Origin of the sequence: Mycobacterium sp. HUMS_12744610 (genome assembly GCF_041206865.1) — a bacterium.
GTDB lineage: Bacteria > Actinomycetota > Actinomycetes > Mycobacteriales > Mycobacteriaceae > Mycobacterium > Mycobacterium servetii.
This window is the reverse complement of record NZ_JBGEDP010000001.1, coordinates 5884546-5903649: the sequence shown is the minus strand read 5'-3', so window position 1 is coordinate 5903649 and position 19104 is coordinate 5884546. Positions and strand designations below refer to the sequence as shown.

Here is a 19104-nt window from a genome sequence, read left to right as displayed (position 1 = left end):
GGGTCAGCCCCGGTACTGCCTGGGCAGGATGAAAACGCCCTCGGCCTCGACGGTGAGGCCGTCCTCGGCCGCGAGGTGGCCGACGGCGAAGATCTTCACCCCTTCGGTGCGCTCGATACGCGCCTCCGCGCGCAGCGGCCGCTCCAGCGGCGTCGGCCGTCGGTAACGCAGGGTCAGCGTGCCGGTGAAGGCGGGCCTGTCCGGTTGGTGGGCCACCGCGCCGAGCACATGGTCGAGCACCAGGGCACACACGCCGCCGTGGACCTTGCCCGGCGGTCCCTCGTAGGCCACGCCCAGTACGAACTCCGACCACACCAGCCCGTCCGGGTCGTGATGGATCACCAGGGGCGGCGCGACGGGGTTGCGCACACCGACCACGGCGTTGCCGCATGCGATGGTCTGGCCGTCGGGCATCCGGTGCACACCGAACGGCCCCGGCCGCAGCGCCCGGCTCAATTCGTCTGCGGCACTGTCGATCCGGGCCTTGGCGGCCGCCACCTCCGCCGCGCCCGCCTCGGTGCGGATGCTGACGTCGATGAGCCGGCGGATCGACTCGGCCAGCGGCACATGGTCCGACTCGAGCCGGCCGGGGTCGACGCAGGGCATCTGGTTGTGCATCCCCGCAACCTAACAGTGGGGCCCCGGCGGCATACTTCCCCTGGCAGGAACGGAGATTTCATGGGCACTTACGCGATCACCGGATCGGCGTCCGGGATGGGCCGCGAGACCGTGCAGCGGCTGCACGGCGACGGCCACACCGTGATCGGCGTCGACGTCAAAGACGCCGACATAATCGCCGACCTGTCGACGCCGCACGGGCGCCGGGAGGCCGCCGACGCCGTCCTGGCGGCCGCGGGCGGCAGGCTCGACGGCGCGGTGCTGGCGGCGGGTCTGGGTCCGAGCCCAGGCCGGGACCGGGTGCGCCAGATCGCCCAGGTCAATTACCTGGGGGTCGTCGAGCCCCTGGTCGCCTGGCGGCCGGCGCTGGCCGCGGCCGGGCGCGCCAAGGTCGTCGTCGTCGCCAGCAACTCCACGACGACCGTGCCCGCGGTCCCCGGCCGGGCCGTGCGGGCCCTGCTGGCCCACGACGCCGACAAGGCGGTACGGGCGGTGCGGTTCTACGGGCCGGGCGCACCGACGATGATGTACGCGGCGTCCAAGATCGCGGTCAGCCGCTGGGTGCGCCGGCACGCCGTGCTGCCGGAGTGGGCGGGGGCCGGGGTGCGCCTGAACGCGCTGGCTCCCGGTGCCATCATGACTCCGCTACTGCAAGAACAGCTTTCGACGCCGCGGCAGGCCAAGGCGGTGCGGTCGTTCCCGGTTCCGCTGGGCGGGTTCGGCGAGGCCGGGCACATGGCCGACTGGATGTGTTTCATGCTGTCGGACTCTGCGGATTTCCTCTGTGGCAGCGTCGTGTTCGTCGACGGCGGATCGGACGCGTACTTCCGTGCCGACGACTGGCCTACGGCGATCCCGGCGCACCGCCTGGTCGGCTACCTGCGCCGGTTCCGCGCGCGAACCGCCGGCCCGGTGTGACGGGGCCGGCGCGGTGCCCGCGATTGTGTCCGACACCACAACCGGCTTCTCGCGCCGTTTACCCGGTCGCCGTGCGACCGTAAAACGACCGCGGTGCAATTCAGTGAGGTCAAGCGGCCGAACAGATTTAAGGGGAGGCACCCATGCCTACGCTGCAGGACTGGATCCCTCAGGACCCCACCAGCCTCGATGTCGTCGCGCCCCTCAGGGCGCGGGCCTGCGACGCGTTGCAGGCCGTGCTGAAGAGAAGGCGGCGCCCGGCCCCGGGCCCCGCCGACGCGCGCCTGATGCGCAGGGGCGCCGAACGCTGCTGAGGGCGCGGACCGGTCGAGGCGCTTCGGGCGGGGTGAGTCGCGACGTGTTTGGATAGCGGTATGTCCGACTTCGAGGAACGCATCGTCAGCGCCACCCGCGTCATCTCGGCCCGCGCCGAGCGAATCTTCGAACTGATCGCCGACCCGTCGCGGCAGCCGAGCTGGGACGGCAACGACAACCTCGCCTCGGCTGCCCCCGGACAGCGCGTGCGCCAGGTCGGCGACATCTTCAGGACGACGCTGACCAACGGCGCCGTGCGGGAGAACCACGTCGTGGAGTTCATCGAGGGCAGTCAGATCGCCTGGCTCCCGGCAGAAAAGGGCAAGCAGCCGCCCGGCCACCTGTGGCGCTGGCAGCTCGAGGCGCTCGCCGGTGACCTCACCAGCGTGACCCACACCTACGACTGGACCGCGCTGACCGACCAGAGCCGCCTCGAGCGGGCCCGGTCGACCACGCCCGAGCGGTTGCGGGCGTCGCTGGACCGGCTCGCCGAGCTGGCGCGGGAAGCCTGAGCCCGGCGAGCCGGTGTCCTCAGCGCCGGCTCAGCCCTTCTTGCCGCGCACCCATTGCAGCGTCCCGAGGTTCGTGACGCGCACGCTGGCGAACCCGTTGTCCTCCAGGATGTCGCCGATCTCGTCGTCGCCGAACGCGCGCACCCCGATGTTGGGCAGCATCTGCCACAGCCGCGCGGCGCGTCCGGCTGTCGGGACCATGACGGCCAGCCTGCCGCCGGGGCGCAGCACCCGGGCCATCTCGGCCAGGGCGGCCGCCGGATCCGGGATCAGCTGCAGCACCGCGATCGAGGCGACCGCATCGACGGTGTTGTCGCGCAACGGAAGTCGCTGAGCGTCGGCGCGGATGAAGCCGACCTGCGAGCCCGCCTCGTTGCGCACGGCCCGCGCCAGCATCGCCTCGGAGATGTCGACACCCAGCGCCAGCCCGTCCGGGCCGGCCGCGCGCGCCAGCGACGAGGTGACGTTGCCCGGGCCCGAGCCGACGTCGAGCGCCGTGCCCCCGGCCGGGATGTTCAGCCACTCGACGGGGTGGCGCCAGGCGCTGATCAGCCGCCGCGACAGGGCCTGGGCGTTGTCGTAGAGCATCGACCCGATCGGCGATGCCCACGCGGCCTGGATCGGGCCGGTGTTCTTGGCGACGCCGGCGTCCCCGGCCGGTGCGGTGCCGAGCAGATCCAGATATCCCCTGCTGACGTCCGGGTCGGCCGGGGGATCGGTAAGCAGGTCCATCGCGCGGCGCAGCGCGGGCGGCAGCGAGACGTGCACATCGGTCATGGGTGCTCCTTCGATCAAATGCCAAGCTGTACGCCGCAATTGGCGCTCTCGGCTCGGATGTCCCTCATGTGTAGCCTACGCCGGGCGGTGGGCGCCGGACTGTCCGGCGAATGTGGGATGAGTTAACGCCTGACGATGGCTTGCCCGCGGGACAGGGCGTACAGGCGCCACCGACCCGGCACCCCTTTGAGCGCGCTCTCGCCGCGGTCGTCGAACCGGTGCCGCGACCCGGTGACGATGTCGCGCACCGTGGAGGACACCAGCACCTCGCCCGGGCCGGCCAGTGCGCCCACCCGCGCGCCGATGTGCACGGCCATGCCGGCGACGTCGTCCTTCGCGGCGCCACGCACCTCGACCTCGCCCGCGTGAATCCCGACCCGCACCTCGACGCCCAGCACCCGGACGGCGTCCACGAGGGCGTCGGCGCAGGCCAGCGCGGCACTGGGACTGCTGAACGTCACGACGAATCCGTCGCCGGCCGTGTTGACCTCGCGGCCACCGAACCGCTGCAACTCGTGGCGCACGATGGCGTCGTGGTTGTCCAGCAGGTCGCGCCACCGGCGGTCGCCGAGCGCGGCGGCCCGCTCGGTGGAGCCGACGATGTCGGTGAACACGATGGTGGTGAGCAGCCGCTCGGCGTCGGAGCCGCCGCGCACCCCGGTGGCGAACTCCTCGATCTCGTCGAGCATCGGGCCGGTGTCGCCGACCCAGTACAGGGCGTCCCCGCCGGCGAGTTCGACCAGGCGCGATCCGGGGATGCGCTCGGCGAGGTAGTGGGCGTGCGCCACGGGGCTGAACGCCGGATTGTCGCGGTGCAGGATCAGCGTCGGCACGGCGATGCGGCCGAGGCGGTCGCGCACGTCGCCCTCCCTGATCTTGCGGACGAAGGCGCGCGCCATGCTCGGTGACGCCGCCCGGTTGCCGGCCATGTCCCACCAGGCGCGGAAGGCGTCGTCGTCGGCGACGCTGGGCGCGATGATGCCGAGGAGGTCGAAGCCCTGCTCGACGGCGTCCGGCTCCATGGCGGTCGTCGTGTACGGGTCGGCCGCGCTCAGGTCGGAGCCCATCGGGTAGTCCGGGGCGCGCAGCGTGCGCGCCGCGCCGTTGACGGTTACCAGGCCGCTCACCCGGTCGGGGTGATCGGCGGCCAGGACGATGCCGGCCAGCGACGTGAAGCTGGGTGCCAGCACCGTCGCGCGCTCGCACCCGGCCGCGTTCATGACCGCGATCGCGTCGTTCGCCCAGGACTCCGGTCCGATCATGTCCGGCGACGGGACCCGCGAGGACAGTCCGATCCCGCGGTGGTCGAAGCGGATCACCCGGGCGAACGAGGCCAGCCGCCGATGGAAGCGGTACATCGACGGCTCGTCGTCGACGCAGTCGATCGGGATGAACGGCCCCGGCAGCACGAGCAGGTCGACCGGGCCGCCGCCGAAGACCTGATAGGCGATGTCGATCTCGCCGCAGCTGACGTACCTGGTCCGCGTTACCGGCACCACGCGTCCAGGCTAATCCAGGTCGCCGACGGGGTCTGCCCTTTGCCGACCGCCGATGATCGGGACCAGGTAGCGGGCGGCGTAGGCGCGCACGGCGGCCGGGTCGGCGGTGTCGAGTCGGTCGGTGGGGAACACGATGATGCCGAGGGCGACCCGCAGCAGGATGTCGGCGACGTCGGCCAGCTCGGGGTCGGGCAGATCGGCGCCGCAGCGCCGCAGCGTGTGGGCGATCCCGTCGGCGAACTGCCGGATCGGGAAGACCTCGGAACGCGAGAACAGCCCGAACAACTCCGGTTCGCTCTCGGCGATCCGGGAGTACAGCGGTGAGTCCTGCACCAGGCGCACCCCCAGGGCGAACGCCTCTACCACGGCCTGCTGCGGGGTGCATCCGGCGGTGGCCCGGTCCAGCGTGGCGAAGAAGTGGCCGGCTTCGCGGCGGACCACCTTCTCGAACAGGGCGTCTTTGCTGGGAAAGCGCCGGTAGATGGTGCTGCGGCTGACCCCGGCGCGGGCGGCGACGTCCTCGATGTTCGCCCGGCGCACGCCGTAGGTTTCGAACACCGCCCGCGCGGTGTCCAGGATGACCCGGTCGACGTCGGCTTTCGCGGCTTTCTCGGCCTTGTGGGCCTTCTCGCCGAGGTCGCCGCCAGGGTTGTCAAACCGCATGGATCACGACCCCCACTGCAATCTCGACGTAGAAATGTTAGCCTGACACAAAGACACTATTTTGTGTCAATGAATCACGCAGGGCACGCGCCGACGAGGGGTGAGCATGACCGCCGGATCCCGGTTCGACCGTGATGTTCGCGAAGCGGTGCCCGTGCTGGTCGACGACGGCCCCGACGCGACACCGCGGCTGGGGCCCGACTCGCTGATCTGGAAGTTCTACGGCGATCACCGCACGCAGTTCTTCGGCTTCCAGCGCACGGCCGGGGTCGAGAACTGCATCGAGCAACTCGCCCAGGGCGTGCTCGACCACTCGGTGGTGTTCAGCGACACGCTGGGCCGGGCGCGGCGCACCGCGCCGCCCCTGATGGAGACCGTCTACTCCGGCGACCCGCACACGTGGGGCCGCAAGGTCCGCGACTTCCACAGGCCCATCAAGGGGACCGTCAGCGACGGCTCGCGGTACCACGCGCTGAATCCCGAGCTGTTCTATTGGGCGCACGCCACTTTCGTCGACCAGGTCATCTACACGGCCGACACCTTCATCCGCCGGTTGTCCCGCGCGGAGAAGGAACAGATCTTCGACGAGGGCAAAACCTGGTACGGCCTCTACGGGGTCAGCGACCGCGGGCAGCCGCAGACCTACGACGAGTTCCTGGCCTACTGGGATGCGATGCTCGACCGGTTCGTCCCCCACAAGACCGTTCTGTACGGCACCGGCTACATCCGCAAGGGGATACCGGGTCCGCGCCGGATCCCTGCGCCGATCTGGAAGGTCCTGTCCGCGCCGCTCAACGCCTACACCCGGCTGGTCCTGGTGGGCACCCTGCCCCCGCAGATGCGTGCGGTGTGCCAGTTGGACTGGAACGACAAGAAGGAGAGGCGCTTTCAGCGGTTCGCCGCCACCATGCGGGCGCTGAACCCGCTCATCAACCGCCTGCCCCTGTCGATGGTCTATCTGCCCTGGGCGGCCAGAGCGTGGCGCCGCGTGGGGGTCGATCCGCGTGGGCTGCACAACGGCGCCTGAACAGTTGAACGGCGCGTGACCGGAAGCGAAATTCTCTGTGCCGTAAGCCAATCGGCAGCCGAAGCCATTTGCCGCGCGGGTCCTGTGACAGGATCGGTGGCATGGCCGACATCGACTTCGCGCTGCTGGACGTCCCCAGGACGGCGCCGATCGACGACCCCGAGGCCTACCTGCGGGCCGCGATCGCCTGGCATTTCGGTCCGGACACCGGTTCGGCGTTCTGGCTGCGCACGGCCGAGGCGCTGGACTTCGACCCGCGTAGCGACGTCACGACCTTCGCCGACCTGCGCCGGTTTCCCAACCTGGTCAACGAACTGCGCGCCGTGCCGGTCGAGGACCTGGTTCCCCGCGGCTACGCCGCTCAGGGATACCCGGCGCCGCTGCCCCGCATCTTCGAGTCCGGCGGTACCACCGGCGCCCCAAAACGCACCGCGCAACTGCCGGATTGGTGTGCCCAGGTCGTCGAATGGCAGACCGAGGACTTCGCGACGGGCGGCTTCCTGCCCGGGCGCGGCTTCCTGTGCCTGATGCCCAGCGGGCCGCACGGGGTGGGCTACTTCTCGCGCCTGGTCTCCGAGCGGCTGGGGTCGGTGTTCCACCCGATCGACATCGACCCGCGCTGGGTCAAGAAGCTCACCGCCCGCAACGCCGCCGCCGAGGTGGCGGCCTACGTCGAGCACGTCATCGAACAGGCCGTCTTCGTCCTGCAGACGCAGGACGTCGCGAACCTGCACGCCACGCCGCCGCTGGTGCAGGCGATGGCCCGCGACGACCGCGTGGTGGACCTGGTGAACGCCAAGATCCGCTACCTGTTGCTCAGCGGCGCGCACGTGGACGCCGACACGCTCGACCTGCTGCGCGACATCTTCCCGGCCACGACCATCACGATGGCCTTCGGCAGCACCATGGTGCTGTCCCAGGCGGTCACCCGGACCGCCGACGACGGCACGTTCGTCTTCGACCCGCGCAGCCCCTACGTCGTGTTCCGGGTCGTCGACCCCGACACCGGCGCGGAAGTGCCCTACGGCGAACTCGGCCGGGTCGTGATGAACCACGTCAGCAAGGGGATGTTCATCCCGAACAACCTGGAACGCGACCTGGCCGTCCGCATGCCGGGACCGGCGGGTCAGGTCGGCGACTCGGTCAGCGCGGTGCGGCCGGTGAGCACCTTCGAGGGCGAGGCCGTCATCGAAGGCGTGTACTGAAAGGCGATCTGGTGCACATCGATGCGCTCGGCCCGCAAGGCGAGTACCGCACCCGAAACCGCGAAACCCTCCCCGGCGCGGCCGGCGACGCGGTGACCGAGCTGAGCATCGTTCCGCCGCTGTATGTTTCGCGAACCCTCACCGCGCAGCGCAAGGCCCGGCCGCTGCCGTTCGCGCAACGCGAGGCCGCGCTGGCCGAAGCGGCGCAGGTCTTCGCCGCCGCGACCATCGCGGGACTGGACTTCGAGGGCTATGTCGCTGCGGCGAGCCGGATCTCGGGGCTGCCGATCGCGGTCACCCGCGCCGGGGCGCGCGGAGTGGCCGGCGCGGTCGGCGGCGCGTTCGCCGCGGTGCGCCCGGCCCGTCCCGTCGGCGCGGCGCCGGACTGGCGCGACGAGCGGATCCGCGGCGGGGGCGCGGTGTGGGTGCGCCGCGGCGAGGTGTTCGCCGTGCACGCCGCCGGCAACGGCCCCGGTGTGCACGGCCTGTGGCCGCAGGCGCTCGCGCTGGGCTACCGGGTGGCGGTGCGTCCGTCGCGGCGCGAGCCGCTGACCGCGCACCGCCTGGTCACCGCGCTGCGCCGGGCGGGGTTCCGCAACGAGGACGCCGCCTACCTGCCGACCGATCACGGCGGGGCGGACGAGTTGATCCGCGCGGCCGACCTCGCGATGGTCTACGGCGGGCAGGACGTCGTCGACAAGTACGCCGCCGACCCCACGGTGGTGGTCAACGGGCCGGGACGGGCGAAGATCCTGATCACCGCCGACCGCGACTGGCGCGAGCACCTCGACGTCATCGTCGACTCGATCGCCAACCTGGGCGGCATGGCCTGCGTCAACACCACCGCGGTGCTCTGCGAGGGCGACCCCGCGCCGCTGGCCGCGGCGATCGCCGAACGCCTGGCCACCATCGAACCCCTGCCGAGCGGGGACGAGCGGGCCGTCCTGCCCACCCAGCCGCTCGAGAAGGCGCACGCGCTGGCGAGCCACCTGGCGGCCCGGGCCGCCGGGACCACCCCACTGCTCGGCGCCGACCAGGTGGTGGCCGAGGTGGGCGACGGGTGCGCCGCCCTGCGCCCGGCCGTGCACCTGTTGGCCGGGCCCGGCGCGGGCCGGCTCACCGACACGCTCAACACCGAACTGCCGTTTCCGTGCGTGTGGGTGTCGCCCTGGTCGCCCGCTGCGGGCGTGGCGCCGCTGCGGCATTCCCTGGTCATCACCGCGATCACCGGCGACGACGCGCTGATCGACGCGCTGCTCGCCGAACCGACCGTGAGTAACGTCTACCGTGGCCGCCACCCGACCTTCCAGGGGGCGCCCGAGATCCCGCACGACGGTTTCCTGGCCGACGTCCTGATGCGCAACAAGGGCTTCATCGACGACTGACCGGGGCCGCCGAAAGGCGTTCGCGACGCCGTGTGGTCTGCTAGCTGTAGAACGGTCGAGGCGCACGGTTGAGCCAGAGCCACCCCTCGGCGTGCACTCCAGCGGATGCGGCAGTCAAAGGTGAACGTGATAGCGCAGGCCCTTCAAGCGGCCACCGACCGATTGGCCAACCCGGCGCGGATCTCCGATCCGGACCGGCTTCGCGGCGCCGTTTCCGGCAAGACCGCCCTGGTGACGGGCGCGTCGTACGGGATCGGGGAGGCGACCGCGCGCAGGCTGGCCGCGGCCGGGGCGACGGTGCTGGTGGTCGCCCGGTCGGCCGACCGGCTCGACGACCTCGCGGCGTCGATCAACGCGGGCGGCGGGCAGGCCGTCGCCTACCCCACCGATCTCACCGACGAGGCCGCCGTCCGCGCGCTGACCAAGCAGATCATCGACGACCACGGCCCGCTCGACGTGGTGGTCAGCAATGCCGGCAAGTCGTTGCGCCGCTCGCTGCACCAGCAGTACGACCGGCCGCACGACTTCCGGCGCACCATCGACATCAACTACCTGGGGCCGATCTGGCTGCTGCTGGGGCTGCTGCCGGCGATGCGCGAGAACGGCGGCGGGCACATCGTGAACGTCTCCAGCGTCGGCGTGCGGGTGGTGCCCGGCCCGCAGTGGGGCGCCTACCAGGCCTCCAAGGGGGCCTTCGATCGCTGGCTGCGCAGCGTCGCACCGGAACTGCACGCCGACGGCGTGACCGTCACGTCGGTCTACTTCGCGCTGGTCCGCACCCGGATGATCGAGCCCACGCCGGTGCTGGGCAGGCTTCCCGGCCTGTCGCCGGACGGCGCCGCCGACGCGATCGCCAAGGCGGTCATCGAACGCCCGCGCTCCGTCGAACCGCCCTGGGTGTGGCCGGCCGAGCTCGCCTCGGTGCTGCTGGCCGGACCGGCCGACCAGGCGGCCCGGCTGTGGTACCGCCGGTTCTTCACCGAGACCGACACCGACGAGGCCGCGCGATGACCGACGGCGTGCTCACCACCGCCACCCGGGCGCTGCTGCGCTCCGGGCTGCTCAGCCCGCTGTCCCCGGCCGCCGCGTACCGGCTCCTGCACGAGGCGGGGCGCAGCCGCACCAACCCCTACACCCTGCTGGCGATCACGGCGGCCCGCTGGCCACGCCGGTCCGCCATCGTCGACGACGACGGCGCCCTGAGCTACCGCGACCTGCAGCGGGGGGCCGAGGCGCTGGCGCGCCGGCTGGCCGGCGAGGGCGCCGGCCCCGGCGGGGCGGTCGGGGTCATGTGCCGCAACGGCCGGGGCTTCGTCGAGGGGTTCTTCGCCGCCGCCCTCCTCGGCGCAGACGTGGTGCTGGTCAACACAGAGTTCCGCACCGACGCGCTGGCGGCCGCGCTCAAAGGTCACCGGATCACCGCGATGGTCGCCGACGACGAGTTCACCGAGCGGGTGCGCGCCGCCGACCGGTCGGTGGCCGTCGTCGACCCGGCGACGGCCACGGTGCACGACGGCGACCCGCGGCCACGGGTGGCCGCGCCGGGCCGCATCGTCCTGCTCACCTCGGGCACCACCGGAACGCCCAAAGGCGTGCCGCGCACCCCGCAGCTGCGTTCGGCGGTGGGTGTGTGGGTGACGATCCTGGACCGCACCCGGCTGCACACGGGATCGCGAATCTCGGTGGCGATGCCCATGTTCCACGGGCTGGGCCTGGGCATGCTGATGATCACGGTGGCCCTGGGCGGCACCGTGCTCACCCAGCGCCACTTCGACGCCGAGGCCGCCCTCGCGCAGGCGTCGCTGCATCGCGCCGACGCGTTCACGTCGGTGCCGGTGGTGCTCGCGCGCATCCTCGACCTGCCCGAGCGCGTCCGGGCGCGCAACCCGGTGCCGCACCTGCGGGTCGTGATGTCCAGCGGGGACCGGCTCGATCCCACGCTCGGGCAGCGGTTCATGGACACCTACGGCGACATCCTCTACAACGGCTACGGCTCCACCGAGGTCGGCATCGGCGCGCTGGCGACGCCGGCCGACCTGCGCGACGCCCCCGAGACCGTCGGGAAACCGGTCGCGGGCGCCCTGGTGCGCATCCTCGACAAGCAGGACCGGCCGGTCGGGCCGCGCGTCACCGGCCGTATCTTCGTCGGCGGCGACCTGGCCAGCGAGGGCTACACCGGCGGGGGAGCGAAAGCGGTGGTCGACGGCATGACCAGCACCGGGGACATGGGTTATCTCGACAACGCGGGCCGGCTCTACATCGTCGGCCGCGAGGACGACATGATCATCTCCGGGGGAGAGAACGTCTACCCGCGCGCGGTGCAGAACGCGCTCGCCCAACACCCCGACGTCGCCGACAACGCAGTCGTCGGCGTTCCCGACGAACGGTTCGGCCATCGGCTGGCCGCCTTCGTCGTGCTCCAGCCGGGCCGTGCCACCGACATCGCGGCGTTGCGAGAGTACCTGAAAGACAGGGTTTCTCGCTTCGAACAGCCCCGCGACATCCAGATCGTCGCGAACATCCCGCGCAACGCCGCCGGCAAGGTCGTGCGCAGGGAACTGCCGATCTGAGGAGCTGCGCGCGGCGCACCGGCGCCGCGGATCGAGGACCTTGAGCGGCGGTATCGGGGACCAAAGACCCTGCGACGCCGGCCGGTGGCCGGGGATTCTCGAAGGCGTGAACAAGCGGATCGTGATCCTCGGCGGCGGAACGGGTGGCACGCTGATGGCGAACCGGTTGCGCCGCATGCTCTCCGACGCCGTCATCACGGTCGTGGACCGCGACGACGCGCACGTGTATCAGCCCGGGTTGCTGTTCGTGCCGTTCGGGTTGATCGACCCCGACAAACTCGTCAAGTCCCGGGCCCGCCAACTGCACTCCGGGATTCGCTACGTCCAGCGCGACATCGACCGCGTCGACGTCGAGGGCGACCGGGTCCATCTCAGCGACGGAACCGTGCTGGAGTACGACGTGCTCGTCATCGCCACCGGTGCCGTGCTGCTGCCCGAGGAGACCGAGGGCATGACCGGGCCCGGGTGGATGCGCAACGTCTTCACGTTCTTCAACCTCGAGGGCGCAAAGGGGCTGCACGATGCGCTGGCCGCGTTCGACCACGGCCGCATCGCGGTGAACGTCGTCGACATGCCGGTCAAGTGCCCGGTCGCGCCGCTGGAATTCTGCTTCCTCGCCGACGCGTATTTCCGGCGCCGGGGCATCCGGGACCGGGTCGAACTGGTCTACGTGACACCCCTGGACGGCGCGTTCACCAAGCCGGTGGCCGCCCACGAACTGGGTAACCTACTGCAGCGCAAGGGCATCGAGCTGGTCACCGAGTTCAACACCGGACAGGTCGACGGCCAGGCGGGCCGGCTGATCGCCTACGACGAGCGAACGGTCGACTTCGACCTCGCGGTCATGATCCCGGTGCACGGCGGGGCAGAGTTCATCGGCCGCTCCGCCGGCCTGGGCGACGAGCTGAACTTCGTGCTGACCGACCAGCGCACCCTGCAGTCGAAGGCACGGCCCAACATCTTCGCGATCGGCGACACGACTAACGTGCCCACCTCCAAGGCGGGTTCGGTCGCCCACTTCGAGGGCGACGTGCTGGCCCACAACATCGTGCAGTTCCTCGCCGGCCGGCCACTGGATGCGCACTTCGACGGGCACACGAATTGCTTCATCGAGAGCGGGGACCAGAAGGCCCTGCTCATCGACTTCGACTACGACACCCAGCCGTTGCCCGGGCACTTCCCGCTGGCGGTGGGGATGCCGCTGCTGCGCGAATCCCGGCTCAACCACCTGGGAAAGCTCGCCTTCCGCTGGCTGTACTGGAACGTGTTGCTGCGCGGCCGTGACATTCCCGGCATCGCCAGCGCGATGCCCCGCTCCGGCAAACGATTCGACACCGTGGCACAACAAGAGGAGCAGGTGACATGACGACAAAGGTCTACGCGGGCACCGAGGTGACCGTGAACGACGAGGGATTCTTCACCGATCCCACGCAGTGGAACGCCGACATGGCCCCCGAAATCGCTCAGGAATGGGGCGTTGCCACGCTCACCGACCAGCATTGGCAGGTCGTCAAACAGATGCGCCACGAATACGAGCAGAGCGGCAGCGGACCGTCGGTGCGCGCGCTGAGCAAGAGCTCCGGCGTCAGCATCAAGGACCTCTACCAGCTGTTCCCGAAGGGACCCGCGAAGGTGGCTGCGCGAATCGCCGGAATTCCCAAGCCCATCGGCTGCATTTAACACGGACGGAGCATCACATGGACGGCGCGATCGAAAAGGTCTCCATCGTCATCTCCCAGGGCTCGCTGGAGGGTATCTACCCCGGCCTGATCATGGCGAACGGCGCCCGCGCCGAGGGCATGGAGGCGAACCTGTTCTTCACGTTCTTCGGCCTGGACGCCGTTCACAAGAGCAGGCAGAAGCGCATCAAGCTCGCCTCCGTCGGCAACCCGGGCCTGCACATCCCCACCTGGATCGGCGGCCTGCCCGGCGTGTCCGGGCTGATGACGCGCTACATGGAAGACCGGATGGAAAAGCTCGACATCCCGTCGGTGCCCGAGTTCGTCGAGATGATCGGCGACACCGGAGCCGGCTTGTACGCCTGCAAGGCGTCGGTGGACCTGTTCGGTCTCGGCCCGGACGACTTCATCGAGCCGGTTCAGGACAAGATCATCACGGTCGGCGACTTCTACCAGTTGGCCGCGGGCGGGCAGATCGTCTTCACCTGACCGAGGCCGAGGCCTCCGCGAACAGCACCGGCAGGCGCGATCGCACCACCCCGCTTCGGATGCGGCTGCGCAGCACCGCGTTTTCGGTCAGCAGGTCGCCGGCGCACACGACGACGTCGGCGGTCTGGGCGCGGAGCAGTCGCGCGAGCGCGTCGGCGATCCGGTAGCTCATCAGGCTGCGCAGCAGGCGCCGCCCGTCGACCACCACGGTGTCCACCTTGACCCCGCCGGAGGCGAGGCCGGCGTCGTCGAGGGACAGGACGAGACCGCAGGCCGGGAAAAGCCAGCCGAGCGCGGGGGTTTCGAGGTCGTCCAGCTCGGCGCCAAACGCGATCGGCCGCTCGGTCGCACCCGGGAACACCTTGCGGTTCTTCGACGCCGATCCGGCGTGACGATTCCGTCTATTCCGGCTTCGGGCCGCCATTCCAGACGCCGGGGATCTGCGTAGCGATCTCGGCGGCCTTGGGCTCCAGGGCCGCGACCCGCCTGGCCAGCCAGTTGGGTGCCAGCACCGAGACGGCGGTCGCGCCGGCCGTGGCGCCGATGACGCCGCTCCACGCCACCGGTCCCAGCGGGGTGCAACCGAAGAAGTGGCTGACGCCGGGGGTCTGCACGATGGCCACCAGCACGCCCGCGCTGCCCAGCGCCGTGCCCAGCACCAGCGGACTGTGGCGACGCGTCAACAGGGTCTGCGCCAGCTGCGTCGTCACCAGCGCGGTCAAACCCATTGTGGCCGTGCGCCGTTCGGTGCCGAAGGTGTAGCGCCCGATGCCCCACGCCGCCGTCGCGCCGGCGGCGGTGACGGCGCCGCGGGTGACGATCTGGCGCAGCAGCGGCGCGTCGAGCGACGGCGCCGGTCCCGCCAGGGCGGCCCGCTGGAAGGCGCGATGCAGTTCCTCGGCGTCGGTGTCGGCCACGGCGCCGGCCGCTTCGTCGGCCTCGTCGGGCTGGGGGTATTGCGGCGTGACCGCCACCGCGAGCGCGGGGAACATGTCGGTGAGCAGGTTGACCAGCAACAGCTGGCGGGTGCCCACCGGCGCCCGGCCCGTGCCCAGCGCCGTGCCGATGATGGTGAAGAGCACCTCGCCGACGTTGCCGCCGACCAGGATGCCCACCGCATCCCGGACACCGCCCCACATGCCGCGGCCCTCGACCAGGGCGTCGAGCAACACGCCGAGGTCGCTCTCGGTCAACACGATGTCTGCGGCCCCGCGGGCGGCCGACGAGCCCCGGCCGCTCACCCCGATGCCCACGTCGGCCATCCGGATGGCGGCGGCGTCGTTGGCCCCGTCCCCGACCATCGCGGTGACCTGCCCGCAGGCCTGCAGCGCCGCGACGATCTGCACCTTCTGTTCGGGGCTGACGCGGGCGAAGACCTGGACGTCGGCGGCGACCTTGGCCCGGGCCTCCTCGTCGAGGGCGGCGAGTTCGGCGCCGGTGATCTCCCGCGCGTCCGATGGCAGCCCCAGCTGACGCGCGATGGCCCGCGCGGTGACCGGATGGTCGCCGGTGATCAGCACCACCCGGCGGCGGGCGGCGATCAGGGCCTCGATCAGCGGCCGCGCGGATTCGCGCGCGGTGTCGGCCAGACCGACGTAGCCGATCACCTCGAGGTCGTGCGCGGCCGCGTCGACCGCGTCGGCGTCGGTGTCGTCCTCGCTCGTCCCGTGCTCCCAACGGCGTTGCGCCACCGCCAGCACGCGCAGGCCCTGCTCGGCCAGGCGCAGGACCAGGGCCTCGGCGTGGTCGAGGCCGGCGTCGGCGTCGGCGAAGCGGCAGCGCGGCAGGATCTCCTCGGGGGCGCCCTTGACCACCAGCGTCGGCTCCGCGTCGGCGCCCACGGTCCCGATCGCGGCGGCATAGCCGCGGCTGGACTCGAACGGCACCTCGGCGAGCAGCGTCCACTCCGAATCGCCTTGCCCGTTCAGGGACTTCGCGGCGGTGAGGATGGCCTCGTCGGTGGCGTGCGCGTGCCCCTGCCCGTTCTGCGGCTGGGTGCTGCTGCGGGCGGCCGCCCGCAGCACCGCCGCGGCCCGCGGGTCGGTCGCCGCGGGCAACTCGCCGTCGACGGCGACTTCGTGCGGGACGCTGCGCACCACCCGCAGCTGGTTCTCGGTGAGCGTGCCGGTCTTGTCGAAGCACACCGTCTGGACCCGGCCCAGCGCCTCGACCGCGCGCGGGGTGCGCACCAGCGCCCCGCGCCGGGACAACCGCTGGGCGGCGGCCAGTTGGGCGAGGGTGGCCACCAGCGGCAGGCCCTCGGGGACCGCGGCCACCGCGATCGCGACGCCGTCGGCCACGGCCTGACGCAGCGATCCCTTGTGCACCAACGCCAAACCGGTCACCGCGGCGCCGCCGGCCAGCGTCAGCGGCAGCACCTTGCTGGTCAACTCCCGCAACCGCGCCTGCACCCCGGCCGCCGACTCGACATCGGCGATGGCCGAGATCGCGCGCTGCGCCGCGGTGCCGGCGCCGGTGGCCACCACGATCGCCCGGGCGCGCCCGGCGACGATGGTGCTGCCCTCGAACAGCATGCTGGCCCGGTCGGGATCGGTGACGGCGACGGGGTCGACCTGCTTGTCGACCGGCAGCGACTCGCCGGTGAGGAAGGACTCGTCGACTTCGAGGTCCTCGGCCACCAGCAGGCGCGCATCCGCGGGCACCACCTCGGGGGCGACCAGGTCGATCACGTCGCCCGGGCGCAGCGACTTGGCGCTCACCGTCGCCGTGCGCGGTGCGGAGCGCGCCGCCAGCCGCCGCTGCGACGTCGCCATCGTGGGAAGGACGACGCGGCGCGCGAGCTGGTCCTGTTCGGCGAACAGCTCGGCCACGGCCGCCTCGGCCCGCAACCGCTGCATCCCGCCGACGATCGCGTTGGCGGTCATCACGCCCGCGACCAGCAGCGCGTCGATGTTGCTGCCGACGATCGCCGACGCCGCCGCGCCCACCGCCAGGATCGGCGTCAACGGGTCGGCGAGCTCGGCCCGGGTGGCGGACAACAGCCGCCCCAGCTGGGCCGCCGGCCCCCGCAGCGGCGCCAGCGCCGGGTTGTAGGACAGGTCGTCGAGCACGCGTTGCCACGGCGCGATGCCGGGCTCGATGGCCAGCGGCCGGGTGCGGCTGGACAGCCGGGAGTAGACGATCTCGGGATCCAGTGCGTGCCAGGCGGTCAGCGGTTGGGGGGTGGGCACGGGCTGGCGCAGCACCCGGGTGGCCGAGAACGCGCCCTGCACCAGCGCGGCCGCGGCCGCGGCGTTGACCGGGTTGAGCCAGCGCTGCAACGCCAGGGGGTTGGTGGTGGCCCGCGGGTCGCCGGTCACCAGCAGCAGCCCGGCCAGGGTGCTGCCGCCCTTGGCGAGGCGCACCGACGATTCGGTGGCCTCGCGGGCGATCGGCAACGCGGACAGGATCCGCACCGCCGCGGCCAGATCGGTGCCGGTGATGATGTCCGCGGTCCACGGTGTCGCGGCGTGGGGATCGTCGAGGGCGACGCCGACGTCGGCGACGGCCAGCGCCGCCAGCGTGTCGGTCGAGGCGAAATCCGGGTGCAGCGCGGTGATCAGCAACACCGGCCCGCGGTCGCTGCGCAGTTCGCGCACCAGCTTCAGCAACGGCGTGCCCGGCGGGTGGGTCACGGCGACGCTGGCGGTGAGGTCCTCGGTGCCCGCGACGTGGCGCAGCACCACCCGGGCGCCGGTGCGGTGCGCGGTCTGCAGCAGCGGGATCGCGAAGGGATCGACCTCCCAGCCCACGTCGATGCTGCCGACGATCTCGCCGTCGACGACGAGGTCGGCGTGCTCGAGGCCCTGGGCCGGCGCCGCCGACGGGCCCTGGGTGGGCACCCGGCGCAGCCGCGCCCCGGTGGCCGGCAGCTCGTCGGGGTCGGGTTCGGGCGGCTGTTCGGCGTGCAGCAGCGCGTCGGCGACCTCGTAGACCCGGTCGTCGTCCCAGCCTGGCATGTCCCCGTGCGCCCGCAGCACGGCGCGGTGGTCGCCGCGCAGCGCCGCCCCGTCGATGACGACGACCTTGACCCGGTCCAGCCGGCGCAGGGCCCCGGGGTCGAGGATCAGCTGCCCGGCGTTGGCCAGCCCGCGGCCCAGCACCGCGGCGAACGTCTGGCGGCCCATGTGGGCGGCTCTGGGCACCCCGGCCAGCAGCGCGCCGGCGGCGTCCTCGGTGCCACCGCCGGCCAGCAAGGCGGTCGCCGCGGCGATCAGCGACGCGTTGGCGGCCTGGTCCGCGTACTCCTCGACGGGCCCGGCCATCGAACCCTTCGCGGTGTCGATGGCGGCGTCGACGGCGCCGCCGACCATGACGTGGGACGCCTCACCGGCGGCCGCGGCCGCCGAGTTGTGGCGCAGGGCCTGCGATTTGGGTCCGGCCGACGAGATGACGGGCACCACCGGGGCCTGCGGCCGCCGCGGCGAGGCGAGCTCGGGCTCGCGCTCACGCCAGCGCTGCCGGTGTGCCGCCGCCTCGGAGATCTGCAGGCTGCGTTGCGCCAGGTCCAGCATCGGCGTGCCGATCGCCTGGGTCAGCCCGTTGGACACCGCCGCCGAGGCGCTGAGCAAAACGTCGGTGCCGACGCGGCCCAGCCGCGACTCCAGGACCGAGACGATCCGGGGCTGATGGTTCAGCAGGGCCGACGCGGCGCGCGCGCTGCGCGGCGCGACGGGCAGCCGGCCCACCCAGCCGGTGACCGCGGCACCGATCGCGGCGACGTCCATCGCCGCGGCCGTCAGGGGCACCAGGATCGCCAGCGGGTTGCCCGGGTCGGCGAACGGTGCGGTGCGGGTGGCCGGTCGCGCCCCGGCCAGGGTCAGGTCCTCGGCCACGCGGGAGACCGTGCGGCGCACCTCGTCGAGGACCGCGTCGCAGTCGGCGTCGCTGTCCAGTTCGACCACCAGCCGGCCCAGGGCCCCCTCCACGTGGGCCGTGGCCACGCCGGGGATCCTGCGCACCGGCTCCTCGACGACCGGCGCGTGCTCGTGCCAGCTGGGGAACGGCAGCAGCGGGTCGAGGTCGAGGTGCACCCGGCGCCCGCTCTGCCAGCGCACCTGCGGCATGGCGTGGTTCGCCGAACCGTTGGAGGAGGCACTGCCCATGCCGATCGCCCGGCCCGTCGTCTGCGCCATCGACTGCATCACGGGACCGGCCAGTTCGGTGACCGGACTGGTCAGCATCTGCACCGCGCCCACGGCGCCGGCCGCGGTGGAGACGCCGGCTCGGAGGACCTCCGCGGCTCCGCCGGTCACACCGGCGATGATGCCGGCCACACCGGGAATCCTCATTCCGTCACCCTTCGATCACGTCTACCGCGCCTAATGATCCTGGCGTGCCGGGAGCCTGTCCACAGGTGCGCGGGACTGCGCGGGACCGAGGCCGGGCGATGACACCGATGACTGCGGCGGCCCGGGAATCGCGCGGTCACCGGCGTGTCGAATCGC

17 protein-coding genes are annotated in these 19104 nt (G+C 72.0%); 11 read left to right on the top strand and 6 right to left on the bottom strand.

What is annotated here, in order from left to right; genetic code table 11:
- Positions 1-3: 3 nt before the first annotated feature.
- A complete protein-coding gene (locus AB8998_RS28665; protein ID WP_369741261.1) occupies positions 4-618 on the bottom strand; it encodes a PaaI family thioesterase in 615 nt (204 codons plus the stop codon).
- A gap of 60 nt (positions 619-678) precedes the next feature.
- Between AB8998_RS28665 and AB8998_RS28660 the strand changes: the two genes are divergently transcribed.
- The 3 genes from AB8998_RS28660 (at position 679) to AB8998_RS28650 (ending at position 2363) form a co-directional block, all read left to right on the top strand.
- Complete coding sequence (locus AB8998_RS28660; protein ID WP_369741260.1) at positions 679-1536, top strand: SDR family oxidoreductase; 858 nt, start codon at positions 679-681, stop codon at positions 1534-1536.
- Between the two features lie 143 nt (positions 1537-1679).
- Complete coding sequence (locus tag AB8998_RS28655; protein ID WP_369741259.1) at positions 1680-1850, top strand: hypothetical protein; 171 nt, start codon at positions 1680-1682, stop codon at positions 1848-1850.
- A gap of 60 nt (positions 1851-1910) precedes the next feature.
- Complete coding sequence (locus AB8998_RS28650; protein ID WP_369741258.1) at positions 1911-2363, top strand: SRPBCC family protein; 453 nt, start codon at positions 1911-1913, stop codon at positions 2361-2363.
- A gap of 30 nt (positions 2364-2393) precedes the next feature.
- On the opposite strand, the gene AB8998_RS28645 is transcribed toward AB8998_RS28650, so the two are convergent.
- The 3 genes from AB8998_RS28645 to AB8998_RS28635 all read right to left on the bottom strand — a co-directional run bounded on the left by AB8998_RS28645 (position 2394) and on the right by AB8998_RS28635 (position 5302).
- The gene (locus tag AB8998_RS28645) at positions 2394-3140 is read right to left on the bottom strand and encodes a class I SAM-dependent methyltransferase (protein ID WP_369741257.1); all 747 of its coding nucleotides are present in this window, start codon (positions 3138-3140) and stop codon (positions 2394-2396) included.
- A gap of 122 nt (positions 3141-3262) precedes the next feature.
- Complete coding sequence (locus AB8998_RS28640) at positions 3263-4639, bottom strand: adenylate/guanylate cyclase domain-containing protein (protein WP_369741256.1); 1377 nt, start codon at positions 4637-4639, stop codon at positions 3263-3265.
- Positions 4640-4648: 9 nt separating this feature from the next.
- Positions 4649-5302, bottom strand: coding sequence for a TetR/AcrR family transcriptional regulator (locus AB8998_RS28635; protein WP_369741255.1), 654 nt, complete (start codon positions 5300-5302; stop codon positions 4649-4651).
- Between the two features lie 106 nt (positions 5303-5408).
- Between AB8998_RS28635 and AB8998_RS28630 the strand changes: the two genes are divergently transcribed.
- The 8 genes from AB8998_RS28630 to AB8998_RS28595 all read left to right on the top strand — a co-directional run bounded on the left by AB8998_RS28630 (position 5409) and on the right by AB8998_RS28595 (position 13657).
- The gene (locus AB8998_RS28630; RefSeq protein WP_369741254.1) at positions 5409-6329 is read left to right on the top strand and encodes an oxygenase MpaB family protein; all 921 of its coding nucleotides are present in this window, start codon (positions 5409-5411) and stop codon (positions 6327-6329) included.
- Between the two features lie 101 nt (positions 6330-6430).
- Entirely contained in the window at positions 6431-7534 is a 1104-nt protein-coding gene (locus AB8998_RS28625; protein WP_369741253.1) for an acyl-CoA synthetase family protein, read from the top strand.
- Between the two features lie 8 nt (positions 7535-7542).
- Positions 7543-8919, top strand: coding sequence for an aldehyde dehydrogenase family protein (locus tag AB8998_RS28620; protein WP_369741813.1), 1377 nt, complete (start codon positions 7543-7545; stop codon positions 8917-8919).
- A 105-nt stretch (positions 8920-9024) separates the two neighbouring features.
- On the top strand, positions 9025-9930 hold the full coding sequence (locus AB8998_RS28615; RefSeq protein WP_369741252.1) for an SDR family NAD(P)-dependent oxidoreductase: 906 nt from the start codon (positions 9025-9027) through the stop codon (positions 9928-9930).
- Positions 9927-11489, top strand: a complete 1563-nt coding sequence (locus AB8998_RS28610) for an AMP-binding protein (RefSeq protein WP_369741251.1) — start codon at positions 9927-9929, stop codon at positions 11487-11489. Before AB8998_RS28615 ends, AB8998_RS28610 begins: the two co-directional genes overlap by 4 nt.
- Before the next feature lie 106 nt (positions 11490-11595).
- Positions 11596-12855, top strand: coding sequence for a type III sulfide quinone reductase, selenoprotein subtype (sqr, locus tag AB8998_RS28605; RefSeq protein WP_369741250.1), 1260 nt, complete (start codon positions 11596-11598; stop codon positions 12853-12855).
- Positions 12852-13169 carry a TusE/DsrC/DsvC family sulfur relay protein gene (locus AB8998_RS28600; RefSeq protein WP_369741249.1) on the top strand — a complete coding sequence of 106 codons (318 nt, stop codon included), beginning with the start codon at positions 12852-12854 and terminating at the stop codon, positions 13167-13169. Before sqr ends, AB8998_RS28600 begins: the two co-directional genes overlap by 4 nt.
- A 17-nt stretch (positions 13170-13186) precedes the next feature.
- Entirely contained in the window at positions 13187-13657 is a 471-nt protein-coding gene (locus tag AB8998_RS28595; RefSeq protein ID WP_369741248.1) for a DsrE/DsrF/DrsH-like family protein, read from the top strand.
- Here AB8998_RS28595 and AB8998_RS28590 read toward each other — a convergent pair.
- Together AB8998_RS28590 and AB8998_RS28585 are read right to left on the bottom strand one after the other, a co-directional pair.
- Entirely contained in the window at positions 13650-14018 is a 369-nt protein-coding gene (locus AB8998_RS28590) for a hypothetical protein (RefSeq protein ID WP_369741247.1), read from the bottom strand. The genes AB8998_RS28595 and AB8998_RS28590 overlap by 8 nt on opposite strands.
- Positions 14019-14058: 40 nt before the next feature.
- On the bottom strand, positions 14059-18948 hold the full coding sequence (locus AB8998_RS28585) for a cation-translocating P-type ATPase (protein WP_369741246.1): 4890 nt from the start codon (positions 18946-18948) through the stop codon (positions 14059-14061).
- Positions 18949-19104: the final 156 nt, after the last annotated feature.

Excerpts from the sequence above, each read along its gene's own strand:
- AB8998_RS28610 (WP_369741251.1), top strand. The coding sequence starts at position 9,927 with ATGACCGACGGCGTGCTCACCACCGCCACCCGGGCGCTGCTGCGCTCC.
- AB8998_RS28585 (WP_369741246.1), bottom strand. The coding sequence starts at position 18,948 with ATGAGGATTCCCGGTGTGGCCGGCATCATCGCCGGTGTGACCGGCGGA.
- AB8998_RS28635 (WP_369741255.1), bottom strand. The coding sequence starts at position 5,302 with ATGCGGTTTGACAACCCTGGCGGCGACCTCGGCGAGAAGGCCCACAAG.
- AB8998_RS28630 (WP_369741254.1), top strand. The coding sequence starts at position 5,409 with ATGACCGCCGGATCCCGGTTCGACCGTGATGTTCGCGAAGCGGTGCCC.
- AB8998_RS28645 (WP_369741257.1), bottom strand. The coding sequence starts at position 3,140 with ATGACCGATGTGCACGTCTCGCTGCCGCCCGCGCTGCGCCGCGCGATG.
- AB8998_RS28595 (WP_369741248.1), top strand. The coding sequence starts at position 13,187 with ATGGACGGCGCGATCGAAAAGGTCTCCATCGTCATCTCCCAGGGCTCG.
- AB8998_RS28650 (WP_369741258.1), top strand. The coding sequence starts at position 1,911 with ATGTCCGACTTCGAGGAACGCATCGTCAGCGCCACCCGCGTCATCTCG.
- AB8998_RS28600 (WP_369741249.1), top strand. The coding sequence starts at position 12,852 with ATGACGACAAAGGTCTACGCGGGCACCGAGGTGACCGTGAACGACGAG.
- AB8998_RS28660 (WP_369741260.1), top strand. The coding sequence starts at position 679 with ATGGGCACTTACGCGATCACCGGATCGGCGTCCGGGATGGGCCGCGAG.
- AB8998_RS28665 (WP_369741261.1), bottom strand. The coding sequence starts at position 618 with ATGCACAACCAGATGCCCTGCGTCGACCCCGGCCGGCTCGAGTCGGAC.
- AB8998_RS28625 (WP_369741253.1), top strand. The coding sequence starts at position 6,431 with ATGGCCGACATCGACTTCGCGCTGCTGGACGTCCCCAGGACGGCGCCG.
- AB8998_RS28615 (WP_369741252.1), top strand. The coding sequence starts at position 9,025 with ATGCGGCAGTCAAAGGTGAACGTGATAGCGCAGGCCCTTCAAGCGGCC.
- AB8998_RS28655 (WP_369741259.1), top strand. The coding sequence starts at position 1,680 with ATGCCTACGCTGCAGGACTGGATCCCTCAGGACCCCACCAGCCTCGAT.